The 19462-nt window shown below is 67.2% G+C and carries 7 protein-coding genes; all 7 read right to left on the reverse strand.

All coding sequences use genetic code 11. The features are described 5' to 3' along the window. Positions 1-6: 6 nt before the first annotated feature. Positions 7-9462, reverse strand: coding sequence for a non-ribosomal peptide synthetase (locus tag NJ69_RS08605; RefSeq protein ID WP_052192059.1), 9456 nt, complete (start codon positions 9460-9462; stop codon positions 7-9). 43 nt (positions 9463-9505) lie between these two features. Continuing rightward, positions 9506-14314, reverse strand: coding sequence for a non-ribosomal peptide synthetase (locus tag NJ69_RS08610; protein WP_039578114.1), 4809 nt, complete (start codon positions 14312-14314; stop codon positions 9506-9508). 57 nt (positions 14315-14371) lie between these two features. After that, the gene (locus tag NJ69_RS08615) at positions 14372-15346 is read right to left on the reverse strand and encodes a TauD/TfdA family dioxygenase (RefSeq protein WP_369811454.1); all 975 of its coding nucleotides are present in this window, start codon (positions 15344-15346) and stop codon (positions 14372-14374) included. Positions 15347-15471: 125 nt separating this feature from the next. Then, positions 15472-16407, reverse strand: coding sequence for an ABC transporter substrate-binding protein (locus NJ69_RS08620; RefSeq protein ID WP_245219531.1), 936 nt, complete (start codon positions 16405-16407; stop codon positions 15472-15474). A gap of 37 nt (positions 16408-16444) precedes the next feature. Next, a complete protein-coding gene (locus tag NJ69_RS08625) occupies positions 16445-17491 on the reverse strand; it encodes a FecCD family ABC transporter permease (protein ID WP_039578120.1) in 1047 nt (348 codons plus the stop codon). Then, a complete protein-coding gene (locus NJ69_RS08630; RefSeq protein WP_052192062.1) occupies positions 17491-18480 on the reverse strand; it encodes a FecCD family ABC transporter permease in 990 nt (329 codons plus the stop codon). The genes NJ69_RS08625 and NJ69_RS08630 overlap by 1 nt, the downstream gene beginning before the upstream one ends. Further along, entirely contained in the window at positions 18477-19283 is an 807-nt protein-coding gene (locus NJ69_RS08635) for an ABC transporter ATP-binding protein (RefSeq protein WP_039578123.1), read from the reverse strand. The genes NJ69_RS08630 and NJ69_RS08635 overlap by 4 nt, the downstream gene beginning before the upstream one ends. Between the last annotated feature and the right edge of the window lie 179 nt (positions 19284-19462).

Raw genomic sequence — 19462 nt, forward strand, 5'->3', positions numbered from 1 at the left:
TCATCCTTAGTCTTCCATCTCTGATAACAGGCGTTGCATCTCGTCCAGCGCCTGGTCACCGAGCAGGCCCTGGGGCTGCTCGATCTGTGCGGCCAGCCCGGCGATGGTCGGGTCCTGGAACAGGCTGCGCAGCTCGATGCGCACGCCAAAGCGTGTCTCGATCTGGGTCATCAGGCGCATCGCCAACAACGAGTGCCCGCCCAGTTCGAAGAAACTGCTGGTCACCCCCACCTGCGGCACCTGCAACAGGTCCTGCCAGAGCTCGGCCAACTGCGTCTCCAGCGGCGTACGCGGCGCCACGCCGATCGCGCGGTCGAGCGTCGGCAACGGCAGGGCCTTGCGGTCGATCTTGCCGTTGCTGTTGAGGACGAAGCGGGGTTGCTCGACGAAGGCGGTCGGGATCATGTAGGCCGGCAGCCGCGCTTCCAGCTCGCGGCGCAAGGCCTGTTGATCGAGCGCCGAGGGCGTCTGCAGCCAGGCGAACAACCCCTGGCCGTCGGGCGCGGGCATGACGACCGCCTCCTCCACGCCCGGATAACCGCGCAGCAGCGTCTCCACCTCACCCGGTTCGATGCGGAACCCACGCACCTTGATCTGGAAGTCGCTGCGCCCGACATAGGCCAGGCGACCATCACCCCGGCGGCGCACCAGATCACCGGTGCGGTACATCCGCGCGCCCGGCTCGGGCGCATACGGGTCGGGCAGGAAGCTCGCGGCGGTCAGTTGCGGCGCATGCTGATAGCCGCGCGCAACGCCGCTGCCGGCGATGTACAGCTCGCCGGTGGTGCCCAGCGGCACCGGACGCAGGTGCTCGTCGAGCACGTAGCAGCGGGTGTTGAGCAACGGCGTACCGATGTCGGCGATGCCCTGGGGCGCTGTTTCCAGCGGTTGTAGCGTGGACCAGACCGTGGTCTCGGTCGGCCCGTAGGCATTGATCAGGCGCACCCCCAGTGCCGACAGGCTGCGCACCAGCTCGCCCGGCACCGCTTCGCCGCCGATCAGGCCGCGCACGGCTGGCCAGTGACGCTGTCCGGTTTCCAGCAGCAGTTGCCAGCCGGCCGGCGTGGCCTGGAACACGCTGGCGCGGCGCAGCAGCTCGAACAGCCGATGACCATCGACCACTTGTTCACGCCGCGCCAGCAGCAGCGAGGCACCGTTGACCAACGGCAGGAAGAGCTCGGGCTTGCACATGTCGAAGGCGTAGGTGGTGCTGGCCAGCCAGACATCTTCGGCGCTCAGTGGCAGGTGCCGGTCGAGACCGGCGAGCAGATTGCCCAGGCTCTGGCGGGTGATCTGCACGCCTTTGGGCAGCCCGGTGGAGCCGGAGGTGTAGATCACGTAGGCGCGCTGCAACGGGTGTACGCCAAGCTCAAGGTTGTTTGCCGGCTGCAAGGTCAGCGCCAGCCCATCGACCTCGTGCACGGCAGCCTCGCCCAGCACCTCGGCACTGCCCTGCTCGCCCAGGGTCAGCACTGGGCGCGCGTGGGCGAGGATACTGCGCAGGCGTTCGCCGGGCTGCTGCGGGTCCAGCGGCAGATACGCAGCGCCTGCCTTGAGGATGCCCAGCAGGGTCGGCAACAGCCAGGGGCCACGGCTCAAGCAGACTGCGACCAGGTCGTCGCGACCGACGCCCTGCGCGCGCAGCCAGTGAGCCAGGCGATTGGCCCGCGCGTTAAGCGCAGCGTAGCTCATCTGTTCATCCTGGCAGTCCACCGCCAGGGCCTCGGGGGTGAGCGCCGCATGCCGTTCGAAGCGCTGGATGAGATCGTCGGTGGCCTGCTGCGTGCGACCGGGCAGGTTCCAGGGGCGCTCGGCCAGTGCGTGGTCGGCGTTGGCCAGGTCGATGTCCCACAGCGCAGCCTGCGGACGCTCGAGCATGCCGTGCAGCAGGTGCAGGTATTCATCGACGTAACGCTGGGCCGTGCTCGGCAGGAACAACTCGGTGTTGTACTCCAGCACGCAGGGCCAGCTTGCGCCCTGTTGCTCGACGTGCAGCCCCAGGTCGACCAGCGCGCTGTCGCTCTCCACCGCCAGACGCTGCGCCGACAGGCCAGCGAACTGCTGCGAACCTTGGGTCAGATCGCTCTGGATCAGGTTGAACAGCGCCTGGAACAGCGGCGTGTGGCTCAGGTCGCGACGCACCTGGAGGGCGTCGACCAGGCGCTCGAAGGGGACGTCGGCGTATTGCTGGGCCTGGAGATGGTCAGCCTGCAGTTGCTGCCAGAACGCCTCGACCGTCTGCGTCGGCTCGATGACGCTGCGCACCACCTGGGTGGTGGCGAAGTAGCCGATGAGGGGGTCGGTGTGCGCCTGGTGACGGTGCGCCACCGGTAGCCCCACCCACAACTCGCGCTGCCCACTGTGGCGCGCCAGCAGCACTTTCCAGGCAGCCAGCAACGGTGCGAAGGCCGTCAGGCCTTGCTGGCGGGCGCTGTCACGCAGGCGCTGCACCAACGCCTGCGGCAGCGTGAAGCGCAGGCGCCGGCCCTTGAAGCCCTGCACTGCCGGACGCGGCAGGTCGGTCGGCACATCCAGCACGGGCGGCTCACCCGCCAGCTTGTCGCGCCAGTACTGCAACTGCTGTTCGATCTGTGCTTGCCCGGCAGGGCCTTGCCAACTGTCGGCGATGTCGGCGAACTGCAACGCCAGCGCGGGCAAATCGGCGCTGCGCCCTTCCAGCAGCGCCTGGTAGAGGGCTTGCAGTTCGTGGCAGAAGATCTCCAACGAACGCGCGTCGGCGATGATGTGGTGCAACGTCACCTGCAACACGCTGTGCGTCTGGCCCTGATACAGGCGCACGCGCCACAGCGGCGCAGTGCCCAGGTCGAAGGCGCGCTTGGCCTCGTCGCTGAGGTGCTGGGCGAACGCGGACGAATGGGGATCGAGCGACAGCGTCTGCACGTCCAGGCGCCCCGTCGAGGTGTCCTCGACCCGCTGCACAGGCCCCGTCTCGTCGTCAACGAACAGGGTGCGCAGGCTGTGTTGACGCTGGGCGAGCTGTTCCAAGGCCTGTTCGAGCAGTTCCGGGCGCAACACGCCGTGCAGGTGCAGGGCCACCGACAGGTGATACGCCTGGGTGTCGCCTTGCAGGCGGTCGAGGAACCACAGGCGCTGCTGGGTGAAATGCAGCGGCGCGCTGGACGTCTGCCGCGGGCGTAACAGGCTGTCGCCCTCGGTTTCGGTCTGTTCCAGGCACTTGGCCAGATCGACCAGTCGAGGGTGCTCGAACACCGCCCGCAACGGCAGGCGTCGACCCTGCTGCTCAGCGAGGCGCGCCACCAGTCGCGCCGCCAGCAGCGAGTGGCCGCCCAGCTCGAAGAAGTGATCGAACGCACCGACTTCGTGGCAACCCAGCAGCTCCCGCCAAAGACGGGCCAGCACCTGCTGCCAATGGCCTTCGAGCGCGCTGGCCTGCCCTTGCTGCACGCTCGGCGCCGGCAGCGCCTTGCGCTCGACCTTGCCACTGGGGCTCAGCGGCAGGCGCTGCAGCCAGACGAACTGGCTGGGCAGCATGTAGTCCGGCAACTGCGCGGCGAGCGCTTCGCGCAGCACGCTCGCCGAGCGCTCGTCGCCGCTGTGGTAGGCCACCAGACGCTGCTGCTCGCCCTGCCCCAGCAAGGCCACGGCCGCTTCCTCGACACCGGCGATGGCGGCCATGGCCGCTTCGATCTCGCCCAGCTCGATACGCAGCCCGCGCAGCTTGACTTGGAAATCCACGCGCCCCAGGTAGTCCAGGCTGCCGGCGGCGTTGCGCCGGACCCGGTCGCCGCTGCGGTACATGCGGGCGCCGGGGACGAACGGGTCGGGCAGGAAAGCGCTGGCGGTCAGCGTGGGGGCGGCGAAGTAGCCACGCCCGAGATGCTCACCGGCCAGGTACAGCTCGCCGATCACGCACTCGGGCACCGGTTGCAGGTCGGCATCGAGCACATAGGCGCGGGTGTTGGCCACAGGCATACCGATCGGCACCTCAGTGCCCCGCAGCGCCGCACTGCACACCTCGAAGGTGCTGTAGACCGTGGCTTCGGTGGGACCGTAGCCGTTGATGACCGACGCCCCTCGCGCCTGCATCGCTTCGGCCAAGGCCGCCGGCAGCGCCTCGCCACCGGAAATCGCCCGCACGCCCTGCCAGGTGCTGTGGGTGTGCGCGACCAGCATCCGCCAGGTCGCGGGCGTGGCCTGCATCACGCTGGGACGCAGGTGCTGCAACAGCGCATCGATGGCCTGCGGATCGCGGGCCTGCTCGCGGTCGGCCAGCAGCACGCTGGCGCCACGCGCCAACGGTAGCAGCAGCTCTACGATGGCGATGTCGAAGGTCGCAGTGGTCAGGGCCAGCACGCGATCGCCGGTGGTCAGCGGCAGCACCTGGTCCACCGCCTGCATCAGGTTGTCGAGGTTGCCACGGCTGATGGCCACGCCCTTGGGTTTGCCGGTGGAGCCTGAGGTGTACAGCACATAGGCCAGTTGCGCCGGATGCGGCGGGTTCGGGCATAGCGGCGCGTCGCAGCGCAAGGTATCGAGGTCCAGCAGCGGTGCCTCGGTGGCTGCCCGCAGCGCCGGCAGGGTGTCGGCGGTGCCCAGGCACAGGGCCGGGGCGCAAGAGGCGAGGATGTGCCGAGCGCGCTCGCTGGGCGTGTCTTCGGCAAGCGGTACGTAGGCGGCGCCGCTCTTGAGCACGGCCAGCATCGCCAGCGGCAGGCGATGGTCGCGCGGCAAGCACAGCACGACGCGCTGCTCAGGCCCGGCGCCATGGGCTTGCAGGGCGGCGGCCAAGTGGCTGGAGGCCTGGTCCAGTTCGGCGTAGTTCAACTGCCGCCCGGCGTCCTGCACGGCCAGCGCCTCGGGGTGGCGGGCCGCGTGGGTGGCGAACGCCTGCAACAGGCTTTGCCCAGGCGGCACCGCCACGCCAGGCAGACGCGCAGCGTCGCGCCCTGCCCCGGCCTGGTTCAACTCGCCCAGTGCGCGCTCGGGGTGGGTCAACAGGGCCTCGAGCAGCGACAGGTAGTCCTCGGCCATGGCCTGCACGGTCGATTCGCGGAACAGGTCGGTGCTGTATTGCAGGCTCAGGGCGATGCCATGCTCGCTGTCGCGCACGTCCAGGTTCAGGTCGCACAAGGCGCTGTCGGGCCGGTTGTCGATTGGCTCGGCGATCAGCTCGGTCAGCTCGAAACGCTCCAGGGCATTGCCGGGGAAATAGTTGAACATCACTTGGAACAGCGGGTTGTAGCTGACCTGACGCACCACGCCCAATTGCTCGATCAGGTAGTCGAATGGCAGGTCCTGATGCGACTGCACCGCCACCGACAAGGCCTGCAAATCGCCCATCAGTTGCAGCAGGCTGCGCTCGCCCGGCAGCTGCTGGCGGTAGACCAGGGTGTTGACGAAGCAGCCCACCAGCGGCTGCAGCACGGCATGGTGACGGTTGGCCGCCGGCACGCCGATCAGCACGTCCTGTTCGCCGCTGCGGCTGCGCACCAGCAGCTGGAATGCGCTCAGCAACGGGATGAAGTTGCTCCAGCCGTGGCGCGCACTGAAGGCGCGCAGGCGTGCGGCCAAGGCTTCTGGCAGCCGGACCTCGACACGCGCACCGGCCTGGCTGGCCTGGGTTGGACGCGAAAAGTCCGGCGACAGGTCGAGCACCGGCAGCTCACCGGCCAGTTGCTCGCGCCAGAAGGCCAGTTCCTGGCGGCAGTCCTGGCCCTGCATCCACTGGTGCTGCCAGACCGCATAGTCGGCGTACTGCAATTGCAGCGGCGTCTGCTCAAGGGCCTGGCCGCTGCGCAGGGCGCGGTAGTGATGGCACATGCCGTCGATCAGCAGGTGCAGCGACCAGCCGTCGGCCACGATGTGGTGGCAGTTCAGCGACAGCACATGCTGGTCTGCTTGCAGCCGGTACAGACGCACCCGCAGCAACGGCTCGTGGTCGAGCCGGAACGGCGTCATCGCGTCTTGGCGCAGCTTCTGGTGCAGCGCCGCTTCGTCATCGACCTCGATTACCGGCAGCGCCAGGTGCAGGTGCGCCAGCACGTGCTGGACGGGACCGTCGGTGCCGTCATGGAAGCGAGTGCGCAACACCTCGTGCTGGTCCACCAGGCATTGCAGCGCCTGCTGCAGGTCGTCTACCGCCAGCGCGCCGCTCAGGCGCACCGCGCCACTGAGGTTGTACGCCGGGCTCTGGGGGTCGAGCTGCTGGAGGAACCACAGGCGTTGCTGGGCGAAGGACAGCGGCACCGGCGTCGGCCGTGGCAAACGGCGCGGCCCCTGTTTGGCCGGCTGCTCGCGCGTGTCGAGCCATTCGGCCATCGCGGTGATGGTGGGATGCTCGAACACCACCCGCAGAGGCAGGTCCTTGCCGGTCAGCTTGCCGACCAGGCCGATCAGTTGCGTGGCCAGCAGCGAATGGCCGCCCAGCTCGAAGAAGTTGTCCTGCACGCCCACCTGCGCCAGCCCCAGCACCTGCTGCCAGGCGTCGACCATCTGCTGTTGCAGTGCACTGCTCGGCGCCACGTAGCGGGCCAGGCTCTGCGCTGCGAAGTCCGGCGCCGGCAGCGCCTTGCGGTCGACCTTGCCATTACCGTTCAGTGGCAAGCGCTCGAGCAACATGAAGGCGCTCGGCACCATGTACGGCGGCAGGTGCGCCAGCACATGCTCGCGCAGCGCCTCGACGCTCGGCTCGCCGTCAGCGGTGACGTACGCCACCAGCACCTTGGCGCGCTGGGCATCGTCGCGCGCGACCACCACCACCTCGCGCACGCCCGGATGACGAGCCAGGCAGGCTTCGATTTCATCCAGCTCGATGCGGTGCCCGCGAATCTTCACCTGATGGTCGGTACGCCCGACGTATTCCAGATCGCCGTCAGGCAGCCAGCGCGCCAGATCGCCGGTGCGGTACAGGCGACTGCCGTCGTTGGCCAGCGGATCGGGCAGGAACACCGCGGCCGTGCGCGCCGGATCGGCCATGTAGCCACGCCCGACGCCGACCCCGGCAACGAAGATCTCGCCCACCGCACCCAGAGGCACCGGCTGCAGGTCGGCATCGAGCAGGTACAGCCGGTTGTTCAGGGTCGCCTTGCCGATCGGCACGTTGCTGCGCGTCTGCGGCAGGCGCTCGAACAAGGGGTGGAAGGCGACGTCGTCCGAACATTCGGCCGGGCCATAGGCGTTCATCAGCACGATCTGGGGGTGCTGGTCGAACCAGCGCCGCGCCAGGGCGGCGGGCAAGGCCTCGCCGGTGGCCAGCAGCCAGCGCAGGCGCGTGTGCTGCAGGTCGATGTCGAGCAGGCTCTGCATCAACGAGGGCACGGCTTCGAGCACGGTGATCCCTTGCGTGACCAGGGTGTCGGCCAGTCGCTGCGGATGCTGCATCACGCAGTCGGCCAGGATCACGGTGCGCGCGCCGAAGATCATTCCGGCCAAGGTCTGCCACACGGAAATGTCGAAGCACTGCGGCGCGCTCTGGGCGATGACATCGTCGGCATCGAGCGCCAGACCCGGCAGCTTGCCGAGCATGTTGTTGAGCATCCCTGCATGGGCGACCATGGCGCCCTTCGGCGTGCCGGTGGAGCCGGAGGTGAAGATGCAGTAGGCCAGCGACGCGGGATGGACCGGCAGGTCGAGGTCGGTGTCGCTGTAGTGCACCAGCTCGGCAGCGTCGTAGCGCAGATGCCGTGGCGGCGCGTCGAGCAGCGCCAGCGCTTCGGCGGACAGCTCGGCCATCTCGGCGCTGTGCAGCAGCAGTGGCGTGCGGCTCTGGCGCAGCACCTGGGCCAGACGCTGCGCCGGGTTGCGCGGATCCAGCGGCAGCCAGCCGGCGCCGGCCTTGAGGATGGCCACGATCATGACCACCAGGTCCAGGCCGCGCTCGTCGAACACGGCGATCAACTGGTCGGGCTGCACGCCCTGCTCGCGCAAGTGGCGCGCCAGGCGGTTGGCGGCGCGGTTGAGCTGGTCGAAGGTCAGTTGCTGCTGATCGTGGATCAGGGCCACGTGGTGCGGGGTGGCGCGCACTTGTCGCTGCAAGCGCTCGATGTACAGCGGTTGCAGTGCCTCGGGTTGCGCGGCCAGTTCGCCGCCGGCCCAGGCGTGCTGGGTGGCGATTTCGCTGTCGTCGAGCATGCTCAAGCGGTGCAGCGGCGTGTCCGGGTCACGGCCCAGGGCTTGAGCCATCTCCAGCAGCAACCGGCGCAGGTGACCGAGCATGCGCTCCACTTCCGGGCGCAGGAACCAGTCGGTGAGGTAGGTCAACTGCAGGTGCAGGCACTCGCCGGGGATGATCACCACGGTGATCGGGTAGTTGGTGTGGGTTCGGTTGTGCATGTCGCTGATCAGGTAATCCAACTGCCCCTGCCGGACATCGTCGGTGATCGGCGCGTTTTCGAAGACGAACAGGCTGTGGAACAGGTCCTGGCGCTGCACGTCGCTCCAGCCCTGAATCTCGGCCAGTGACACGCTCTCGTGCTCGCGCAGGCTCAGGCTTTCGTCCTGCAGCCCGCGCAGCCAGGCGCCGAGGCGATCCTGAGGATTGCACTGCCAACGCAGCGGCAGGCTGTTGATGAACAAACCGACGATGCTGTCCATGCCCGCCAGGTGCACCGGGCGCCCGGCCACGGTGATGCCGACCACCAGGTCGCGATCGCCGCTGTAGCGGCTCATGAGCAAGGTCCAGGCGCCCTGCACCAGGGTGTTCAGGGTGATGCCATGCTGCGCGGCGACCTGTTGCAGGCTGCGGGTCTGTTCGGCGCTGAGCCGCTGCACGCAGTCCTCGACCGGCTCGGCGGCCTCGGTGACGCGCCCGGCGTAGCCGAAGCCGAATTCGTTGGGCGTGTCGAAACCGGCCAGGCGCTGTTGCCAGAACTGCCGGTGGTCCTCGCTGTTCTGGCTTTCCAGCCAGCGCACGAAGTCGCGGTAGGGTCGCGGCTTGGGCTGCTCCAGGCGCTGGCCTTGCGAAGCGGCGCGGTAGTTCTTGAAGAAGTCGACCATGATGATCGAAAAGCACCAGGCATCCATGAGGATGTGGTGATAGCTGCGCACGAACTGATAGGTGTCTGGCGCCAGCTTGTACAGGCGGATGCGCATGAGCGGCGCTTTGGTAAAGTCCAGGCCTTCGGCGCGTTCTTCGGCCAGCAGGCGGTCGAGGCGCTGCTGCTGGGTGTCGCTGTCCAGGTGCGACCAGTCCTCGAAGGTCAGCGGCAGCTCGACCTGTTTGTGCACCACCTGCATCGGCCGCTTCTGCTGCTTCCAGACGAACGAGGTGCGCAACAGTTCGTGGCGCTCGATCACCTGGGCCCAGGCCTGGCGAAAGGCTTCCAGGTCCAGGTCCGGGAGCACCATGACATGCCGGTACTGCAGCAGGTACATGCCTTTGCCGGGATTGAGCAGGCTGTGGAACAGCAGTCCCTGCTGCATCGGCGCCAAGGGATAGATCGCTTCGATGTTGCGCGAAAGTGCTTTGACCTTGTCGTTCATGCTGTCGGTATCCGAACCTTTGAAAGAAACACCGCAGGGGTGGTCACTGCTCCAGTTGCTCGAGCAGGGCGAGGAATTCGTCGTCGGACAGGCCTGAGTCGGCGAAGTCCGAGGCGGTCGCGCGGCCTGCCGAGGGGCCTTGGCAGTGCTCCAGCAGCGCCTCCAGCGTCTGCACCATCTGCCTGGCCAGCTCGCTGACCTGCGCCGTGCTGTGGCGCTGGGGGGCGTAACGCCACTCCAGGTGCAACTGGCCCTGCTCCACCAGCGCGGTGACATCCAGCCAGTGGGTGCGGGCGGTGCTGGCGGCGCGCATCCCCGGACACAGCGGACGCGCCAGTTGCCAGAGCTGCGACTGGGCGAACCACTGATCGGCGCGGCCCAGGTAGTTGAAGGTCAGCAGGTCGGCAGCGCCCAGGCCATGGGCCGGGTCGGCGCGCAGCAGGCCATAGCCGATGCCTTGTTCGGGCACCTCGCGCAGCGCTTCCTTGGCCTGGACGATGGCGCTCGCCGGATCTTCGCTGGCCCTGACCGCCAGCGGATAACGGCTGGTGTGCCAGCCCACCGAGCGCGACAGTTCGGGGCTGTCGTCCCAGGCGCTGCGGCCATGGCTCTCCAGCTCCAGGGTGACCTGCTCGCGGCCCAGCCAGCGGGCGATCACCCTGCCCAGTGCCGCGACCAGCAGGTCCTGGGTCTGGGTGGCATAGGCGCTGTTGGCTTCGCCCAGCAGGCGGTCGGTGTGCTCGGCCGACAGGCGCACCTCAAGCGTGCGGCTGTCGCCGTAGCGATTGTCCCCTGCAGCATTGACCACGCTGTCGGTGAGCTGGCGGCGCCAGTACTCGGCCTGGGCCTGCACGCGGGGTTCGGCGGCATGCTGAGCCAAAGCTGCGCTCCAGCGGTGGAAACCCGCCGAGACCGGCGGCAACGCTTGCTCGGGACGCAGATAGAGCTGTTCGAGCTCCTCCATCAGCACTTGCCAGGACACCGAATCGATCAGCAGGTGATGGGCATTGCACAGCAGTTGCTGGTCGTGGGTGAAGTACACCCAGCGGATCATCGGTGCCTGGTCCAGCGACCAGCCGCCTTGCCAGTGAGCGAGCAAGTCGTCATCCAACGGGCGTGTTTCGAGGTGCAGCACCTGCAGGTCAGGCGTGGCGGGCTGGTAGCGCTGGGCCCAGCCCGTCGCATCGCGTTCGAAGACCAGTCGCAGGCTGGCGTGACGCTCCACCAGACGCGCCAGTGCAGCGGTCAGGCGCTCGGTGTCCAGGGGCTGCTGCACGGTCAGCAGGATCGACTGATCCCAGTGTCCCGGCGTCTGCTGCTCCTGCTCGAAGAACCAGCGCTGGATCGGCGTGAGGGCGAACGTCGTCTTCGGTTCGACGGCATCGGCAGTGCTCGCGGCGGGCGTATCCTTGCGCACGGCGACCTCGGCCCAGCCGCGCACGCTGGGATACTCGAAAATCTGCTTGGGCTTGAGCGTCAGCCCAGCCTGCTTGGCCTTGGCGATAATTTGCAGGCTGAGGATCGAATCGCCGCCGACGGCGAAGAAGTTGTCGTCCAGTTGCAGCGCCGGCTTGCCGAGAATCTCCTGGGCAATGGCCAGCAGACACTGTTCGGTCTCGCTGCGCGGGGTGCGAGCGACCCGCGCCAGTTGCCGCACGGTGGGCTCGGCGAACAGTTGCTTGGGCGTCAACGTGATCTGCTGCTGGCGCGCCAGGGCGATGATCTGCAAGCCCAGGATGGAGTCGCCGCCGTGCTGGAAGAAGTTGTCGTCCACGCCCAGCGTCGGCTTGCCCAGCAGCGTGCGCCAGATCTCCAGCAACTGGGCTTCCAGCGCGTTGGACGGCGCTGCATCGGCCTGCGGCTGGGCCTCTGCGAGCGGCACCTGATCGACCCGGCGCAGCAGCGCCTGACGGTCCACCTTGCCGTTGGCCAGGCGCTCGAAGCGCTCGACACGATGCCACTGGGCCGGCTGCATATAGTCCGGCAACAGCGCTTGCAAGCGTGCCTGGATCGGCTGGAGGTCGTCGCTGTCGCTAATGAGGAAGGCCACCAGGCGGTTGCCGGTCAGGGCAACGGGCGCGTTCAGCACCTGGGCATCGTGCACACCGGGCAGTGCACGCAGTTGCTCGGCCACCTCGCCGGGCTCGACGCGATAGCCGCGAATCTTCACCTGCTCGTCCAGGCGGCCGAAGAATTCCACCCGCCCGGCAGTGTTGATCTTCACGCGGTCGCCGGTGCGATAACCGTGGGCGGTGAACCGGGCTTGGTCGGCCTCGCTGGCCTGGACATAGCCCAGCGCAACGGTCGGCCCCTGGATGCACAGTTCGCCTGCGACACCAATCGGCAGCAACCGCCCGGCGGGGTCGCGCACGCTGACCTGCACATTGGCCAGCGGTCGTCCCAGCGGGGCCGTGCCCACGCTGTCCACCTCGTGGGTGAGCACGCCAATAGTGGTTTCACTGGGGCCGTAGTGGTTGACGATGCGCAGCGCGGGACGCAACTCACGCACCCGAGCGATCAGCTCGGCGCCGAGCGCATCGCCCCCGCACATCAGGCACAGGCGCGGCAACACGCGCTGCGGCTGGGACGCCACCAGCAAGGCGTTGAGGTGCGATGGCACGATCTTCAGCAGGTCCACGGGCTGGTCTTGCAGGGTATCGGCCAGGCCCTCGGCATCGAACGCAAGTGATTCGTCCAACAAGCGCAGGCGTCGGCCGCTGAGCAGCGCACCGAACAGCGCCGTGTGTCCCAGGTCGGTGGCGCAACTGGCCAGGCTGGCCAAGCTGGCATCGGCGGGCAGGTCCAGTCGGGCCAGGCAGGCGCTGACGTAGTGGATGAGGTTGCCGTGGCTGACGATCACGCCCTTGGGACGGCCACTGGAACCGGAGGTGTAGACCACGTAGGCCGGCGTCTCGGGCGCCAACTGCGGGCGCAGGCCGATGGTTGGAACGTCTTTCAAGGAGGTGGGCTCCAGCCAGGCGATGGCGGCCGGCAGCCACTCAGGCCGCGCCGCTTGGCCAATCCACAGACACGGCTGCGCGTCTTCGCAGATGGCCTGCTGGCGGGAGGCGGGCCAGGCCGGGTCGACCACCAGGAAGGTCGCGCCGCACTGCCACGCGGCCAGCATGTGCAGCACCAGCGCGCGGCTGCGGGGCAGGCACAGGGCGATGCGCTGGCCTGGCAGAGGCGCGCCCTGCCCTTGCAGGTGGGCGGCGAGCACGGCGACCTGGCGACCCAGGGTGGCATAGTCCAGGCAGCCGTGCAGGTCTTCGAGGGCCACGGCCGCAGGGCGCTGCACGGTCTGCTCGACGAAGGCCTGCCAGGCATTGTCGAACACCGGCGCGCAGGTCTCGCCCTGCAATTGCGCCTGCTCGTGGGGCGCCAGCCAGTCCAGGTCGGCGAACGGCACATCCGGGCGCTCCAGCACTGCCTGCACCAAGCCGATGAACTGGTCACGCAAGCGGTCGACAGTGTCCTGCCGATACAGCGCCTTGCTGAAACGCCAGCGGCAATGGAAATGCCGGTCTTCGTCGTTGATCACCAGGTTCAGCGCATGGGCAGCGCCGCGCTGCTCGGCGAACAGGCGCTCGACATGCACCTCGTAGGGCATGGAACGGTCCTTGTTCAGCGTGAACATGTGCTGGAACAGGGCGCGGCCGTGCTCGCGCGGCAGCGCCAATTGCTGCATCAGGCGGGCGAACGGGTAATGCCGGTGCTGCAAGGTCTCTTTCACCTCGCGCTCTACGCAGCGCGCCCAGTCGATGCTCGATAGCGTCGGTTGCAGGGTGCAGCGCAAGGCCAGCGGATTGACCAGGTAGCCTGGCATGCGCAGGTGCTCGCGACGCAGTCGCCATCCGGCAGGCGTGCCCAGCACGAAATCGGTCTGCCCCGACAGCACGCCGAGGTATTGCTGGAATAGCGAAAGCAACAGCACGTAGGGCGTCACGCCAATGGAACGGGCCAGGGCGCGAATGCGTGCAGTATCGGTCTCGTCGAACCTGGCCGAGGTATCGCCGCCTACGTGGGCGGGCGTGTCGCTGGTAACGAAGTCAGTCGGCAGCACCAGCGCCGGGGCGTCCTGCAAGCGCGCCTGCCACCAGGCCAGCTCGCTCGCCTGCTCGGCCTCGCTGCGCCGATACAGGGCGCTGCCGAAGTCGCGGTAGGCCTGCGCATCGACCGGCGCCAGGGGCTGGCCGGCGAGGTGCGAGATCAGCTCGTCGACGATGATCTGGTAGATGGTCGCACCATCGGCGGCGATGTGGTGGATGCCCAACAGCAGGATGTAGTCGCAGCCTTCGGCGTGCCGGTTACAGACCAGCGTCAGGCGGCTGACGTCGCCACTGGCCAGATCGAACGGTTCGTCGGCCAAGTCCGTGAGACGTTGGTGCAGGGCCTTCGGGTCGGCCGCCTGCAACTCGACCTGGCGCAACCCAAGCCACTGGGTCGGCGCGCCGCGCTGCACAGGCACGCCGTCGCGCTCGGCGAACGGGCTGCACAGCAGCGGATGGCGGTGCTGGACGTCATGCCAGGCGCGTTGCAGACGCGGCACCAAGTCTTCATCGAGCAGCGACGGCTTGAGCCGTGCGGCATAGGCGATGTTGTAGGCGCAGCTTTGCGGCTCCAGGCGGTGCAGGAACCACAGCGCCTGTTCGTTATCGGTCAGCGCACGGTCGCGGAAATACGCCGGGTGGGCGTCGAGCCAGCGCACCACGTCGGCGCCGTGGCTGCGTAGCGCTTGGGCGATCGACTCGTCCAGCGCGCCAGGTGGCGCATGGTCGACAAGCACTTCACCTGCGCGGGCGGACAGACGAATGCCGCGCAGCCAGCAACCCTGCATCAGACGATCGAGCATTGGAGATCCTTCATGTATGAATGCGGTCAGGGCCGATCGCTCGGCCCAGCGAATGGATCACTGGCCGGCGAACGGCTCTGCCATGGCGACCACGACCTTGCGTGGACCCTGGAAGGTCGAACGGCCATGGGCCACGAGCATGTTGTCGAGCATCAGCACGTCGCCGGCCTGCCAAGCGAAGGTGACCTGGCACTGCTCGAGAACCTCGCGGATGTGCGCCAGCGCCTGCTCTTCGATGGGCGAGCCGTCGCCGTAGAAGACATTGCGTGGCACCCCCTGCTCGCCGACGATCGACACCAGGGTTTCGCGTACCGCAGGCGCCAGGTTGGAGAGATGGAACAGGTGGGCCTGGTTGAACCAGACCCACTCGCCACTGACCGGGTGTTGAGCGACCGCCTGGCACACCTGGCGGGTGGACAGTTCGCCCTCCTCGTCCCACTGGAAATCGATCTGGCTGGCGCGGCAGTAACGTTCCACCTGATCACGGTCGTCGGTGCTGAAGGCCTGTTGCCAGGTCAGGTCCAGGCCGTTGCCGTAGTTGCGCACGTACATCAGGCGCTTGTCGGCGAAACGCTGGCGAATGGCGGGGTCGAGTCGCTGGAACACCTCGCGGCTGTCGGCAATCGGCGTTTCGCCGCCGACCGGCGAGGCGGTGATGCAGTGGAACCAGATCTTCATCGGCCAGCCTAGCGAGTAGGACTGTTCGTTGTGCAGGGGAATGACTTGGTGCGCGGGGTATTCGGTGGAGGTGTAGACGCGGCTGTTGAGCCGGGTGCGGGGCGTGGATGCGTAGTCGTAGGTCAGCAGTTCGTGGCCGAAGCTGCGGGCGAAGGCTTCGAAATCCGTCTCGTCGGAAAAGTCGAAGCCCCTGAGCAGCACGCCACCGACCTGTGGCAACTGCTGCTCGATGCGGTGTACGAGCTCCGGCAGTTCACCGCGCCAACCGGCGCCGGGCTGTCGGGGCGTGATCACCAGCGGGAGAGCCCTCTGGCCCTCAAGATCGACTGCCCGCTCCTGCACCCGTACCAACATGCTCTCCATGGACCAGTCCTCGCCTGAAATTACTGTGCGATTTTTTACCTGGCCGACAACCTAATACAAAGATGTTACGAATTCAATTCCGAATCATTTGCATTTGTGACATCAAAATGGAGGCATCACGGCGCATCTTGCAGCAAATGGTCGCGCTCGGCGATGTGTGACATCAGCAGATACGCCGAACCGATCAGACCTTGCATCGTGTCCGGAAAACGGCTGCGGTTGAAGTAAAGAAACTGTCGATTCTTCACGGCGAACAGATTCTGCCATTGCGCCGAGCGGCGGAACGCAGCGGTGCTGGCTTCGGAGCCGAGCATCTCTTCGTAGGTGTCGATGATGAAATCGCTGTTGAAGTCGCCAATGCGCTCAAGGCTGTAGGGCACATTGCGACGCGCCTCGCGGTAGGCCGCCACGCGGCCCAGGCCGAAATCGGCGATCACATCGTCCATGCCGCCACGACCGATCAATTGAAAGCCGTCCGGGTACACCTCCAGGGTGGTCACGGTAATGCGTTCGGGCTGCTTGACGCGCTTTTTGAACTCACTCACCACCCATTGGTATTCCTTGAGCAATTCCTGATAGCGCGACTGCTTGCCGACCAGGTCGGCGAGCTGACTGGCGTAGGTCTTGATATCGCCCTCGCGTACCGGCAGCAGCACCACGGGCGCAATGCCCGCCAGTTTTTCCTTGAGATCGGCCTGATAGGACAGCCCGACGATCAGGTCGGGCTTGAGCGCGGCGATGGCTTCGATATCCGGTGCCTGATGCGAGCCGACGTAGCGGATGGCACTGACATCGAAACGCTCCTGCACGCCACGCAGGGTGACATCGGAGAACAGCTTCTTGCGCCCCGTGGAGCCGCAGGGCGTGATACCCAGTTCGAGCAACTGCGCTGTCAGGCTGAAATCATGCAGCGACACCACGCAGCGCGGCGCCACGGGCACTTGCACGCGGCCGAACTGATTCTCGAAGGTGCGGGTCTCGGCTGCCGTGGCGGGCGGTATGAGGCAGATCAGCAGCAGGCACAGCAGTCCGGTCAATTGGCGCAACATCATCGGTTCTCGGCTCTCTCTCGAATGAATATTCAGGGCATCAACGACTGCGTTGGCGCGCCAGCAGCAGCATCAGGTACGGCGCACCGAGCAAGGCCACCACCAGCCCCGCCGGGATCTGCAATGGCGGCAGCAGGCCTCGCCCGAGGGTATCGCCTGCCAGCACCAGCAACGCACCGAACAGGGCCGACAGCGGCAGCAACGCGCCGTGTCGATCGCCGGCGAGCTGGCGGGCCAGATGCGGCGCCACCAGGCCGACGAAGGTCATGGTGCCGACGTTGGCCACCGCTGCCGCGGTCAGCATCACACTGCTCAACAGCAGCAAGCCCATGGTGCGGGTCACGTTCAGGCCGCGACTCAAGGCCACGCTCTCGCCCAGTTGCAGCAGGTTCAGCAGCCGATGGCACAGCAGCAGCGGCAGGCCCGCCAGCAGCAGCCAGAGGCCGAGGCTGTACACCTGCGGCCAACCGCTGCGGTGCAGGCTGCCACCCAGCCACATCAAGGCCGACTCGACATGATCGATATCGCCGTAGGTGATGATCAGGTCGGCGACGGCGCTGAGAATGGCGGTGAGCCCTACCCCGATCAGGATCAGGCGCAATGGCGAGATGCCCTGGCGCCAGGACAGCACCGCAACCAGTGCCGCTACCGCCAGGCCACCGCCCAGTGCGGCCAGCGGATAGAGCGCAGGGGACAGCAACTGCGGCCAGAGCACCATGATCAGCAACATGGTGACGCTGGCGCCCGACTCCACCCCCACCAGACCAGGCGCGGCCAGCGGATTGCGCGTCAGCGACTGCATCAACAGGCCGGCCAGGGCCATGGCGGCGCCGGCCAGGACCGCCAGCAGCACGCGCGGCAGACGCAACTCCCTGACCAGGTTGAGCACCGTGGGGTCAGCCCGCTCAGGTTGGGTCAACGCCTGCCAGACCGTGCTCAGCCCCATGGGGTAGCTGCCCACGGTGAGCGCGTAGAGTCCAAGCGCCACCGTGGCCAGTATCAATAGCAGCGTCCAGATCAGATCGATGGGGCGACCGAACACCGGCAGCGGATGCCAGCGTCGAGGCAACAGCAGAACGCTTTTCATCAACGTACCTTTCTCAAGACCAGCACGACGAAGATCGGCCCGCCGATCAGCGCGGTGACGATGCCGGTGTTCAGCTCGAACGGCCGCACCAGGGTGCGAGCGGCGAGGTCGGCCAGCATGACCAGTTGCGCGCCCAGCAATGGCGCTGCCAGCAGCAGCCGCCGGTAGTCGTTGCCGAACAGCAAGCGCGCCGCATGCGGCACCACCAGCCCGACGAAACCGATGGGACCGGCCAGGGCGACGGCGCAGCCGGAAAGCAGCACCACCGCCAGCAGACCCAGCAGACGCATCTTCAACAGATTCACGCCCATGCCGGCCGCCGCCTGGGCACCCAGCCGGTGGATGTTCAAGGCGCGCAGGTTGATCAGGCACAGCAGCATGCCCAGGGCCATCCACGGCCAGACCCAGCGCTGCACCGAGCTGTCGGTCAGACCGATGGAGCCGGTGAGCCAGCGTCGCAGGCTGTCCATGCCTTGCTGATCGAGCAGCAACAGGATCGCGGTAATGGCACTGAACAGCGCCGCGATCATCGCCCCGGACAGGGTCAGGCGTACCGGGTTATGCCCTCGGCCAGCCAGCGCCAGGACGCCGACCGCCGCGACCAGGGCGCCGGCGAAGGCGAACAGCGGGATCATCGACAGGTCGTTGCCGGGCAGCACCAGCAGGCCGAACACCACGAACAGCGCCGCGCCACTGTTGATGCCGAGGATGCCGGGGTCGGCCAGTGGGTTGTCGCCGATCGCCTGCATCAGGGTACCGGCCAGGCCGAGGCTGGCGCCGACCATGATCGCCACCAGCAAGCGCGGCAAGCGCGAGCCGCGCACGATGCTTTGGTCCGGGTCCGAGGGCACGTAGGCCACCAGCGCCTGCCAGGCCTCGCTCCAGGGAATCGACTTGGCGCCGAAGGCCAGGTGCGCCAGCGCCGTGACCAGCAATACCGCCAGCACGGCGAACCACAGCGGCAGGCGCAGTGAAGTGGACGGCTTCACTGCGCCACCCGCAGCGCACTGGCACGCACCGCGGACTTGGCGGCTGGCACGCACAGCGGCACGCCCGTGTGGGGATCGGTGATGATGTGGGCGTCGAGGTCGAACACCGCTTTGAGATTGGCGGCGGTGAACACCTCGCGCGGCGGGCCTTCGGCTTGCAACTGACCGTCACGCAGCATGACCAGATGGTCGGCGTAGCGCGCGGCCTGGTTGAGGTCATGCAGCACAGCGACGATGGTCTTGCCCTGCTCGCGCAGGCTGACCAGCAGTTCGAGCAGGGTCACTTGGTGGGCGATGTCGAGGAAGGTGGTGGGTTCGTCAAGCAGGATCACCGGCGTGTCCTGCGCCAGCGTCATGGCGATCCAGCAGCGCTGCAACTGCCCGCCCGAGAGCGTGGCCAGGGAGCGGTCGAGCAAGGGTTCGATGCCGGCCAGGGCGATGGCCTGATCGCAGGCCTGCTGATCGGCGGGCGACCACTGTTGCCACCAGCTCTGCCAGGGAAAACGCCCCTGCATCACCAGTTCGCGCACGCTCATGCCTGCCGGCGAGGTGGTGCGCTGGGGCAGCAGCGCCATGCGCTGGGCCAGCTCGCGACGGGAAAAGTGCGTCACGGGTTGGCCGGCCAACCGCACCTCGCCGGCCTCGGGGCGCAACATCCGCGCCAGCACGTTCAACAAAGTGGTCTTGCCGCAGCCGTTGGCGCCGATCAACGCGGTGAAGGCCCCTTGCGGAACCTCAAGCGTCACGCCCTTCAACACCTGTTGCTCACCGTAGCTCAGCTTGACTCCGCTGGCCTCGAGCATCTGTTTCTCCTAGCCCTGCGGCGCGCGCGGCGCCTGTTTTGCGTGCGAAACCCGAAGCGCATTGTGCCGTGTTCGGGCGGATAAAAGGCCACAGGATAAGACGAAAAGCGACGCAGCCGCCACACGGCAACAGAATAGTAATGTGAACATTTATCATTTGGCGTTAAAGTATCGGCCGT

The sequence above is a fragment of the Pseudomonas parafulva genome (genome assembly GCF_000800255.1).
In the GTDB taxonomy this organism is placed as follows: domain Bacteria; phylum Pseudomonadota; class Gammaproteobacteria; order Pseudomonadales; family Pseudomonadaceae; genus Aquipseudomonas; species Aquipseudomonas boreofloridensis.

Excerpts from the sequence above, each read along its gene's own strand:
- NJ69_RS08605 (WP_052192059.1), bottom strand. The coding sequence starts at position 9,462 with ATGAACGACAAGGTCAAAGCACTTTCGCGCAACATCGAAGCGATCTAT.
- NJ69_RS08610 (WP_039578114.1), bottom strand. The coding sequence starts at position 14,314 with ATGCTCGATCGTCTGATGCAGGGTTGCTGGCTGCGCGGCATTCGTCTG.
- NJ69_RS08615 (WP_369811454.1), bottom strand. The coding sequence starts at position 15,346 with ATGTTGGTACGGGTGCAGGAGCGGGCAGTCGATCTTGAGGGCCAGAGG.
- NJ69_RS08620 (WP_245219531.1), bottom strand. The coding sequence starts at position 16,407 with ATGATGTTGCGCCAATTGACCGGACTGCTGTGCCTGCTGCTGATCTGC.
- NJ69_RS08625 (WP_039578120.1), bottom strand. The coding sequence starts at position 17,491 with ATGAAAAGCGTTCTGCTGTTGCCTCGACGCTGGCATCCGCTGCCGGTG.
- NJ69_RS08635 (WP_039578123.1), bottom strand. The coding sequence starts at position 19,283 with ATGCTCGAGGCCAGCGGAGTCAAGCTGAGCTACGGTGAGCAACAGGTG.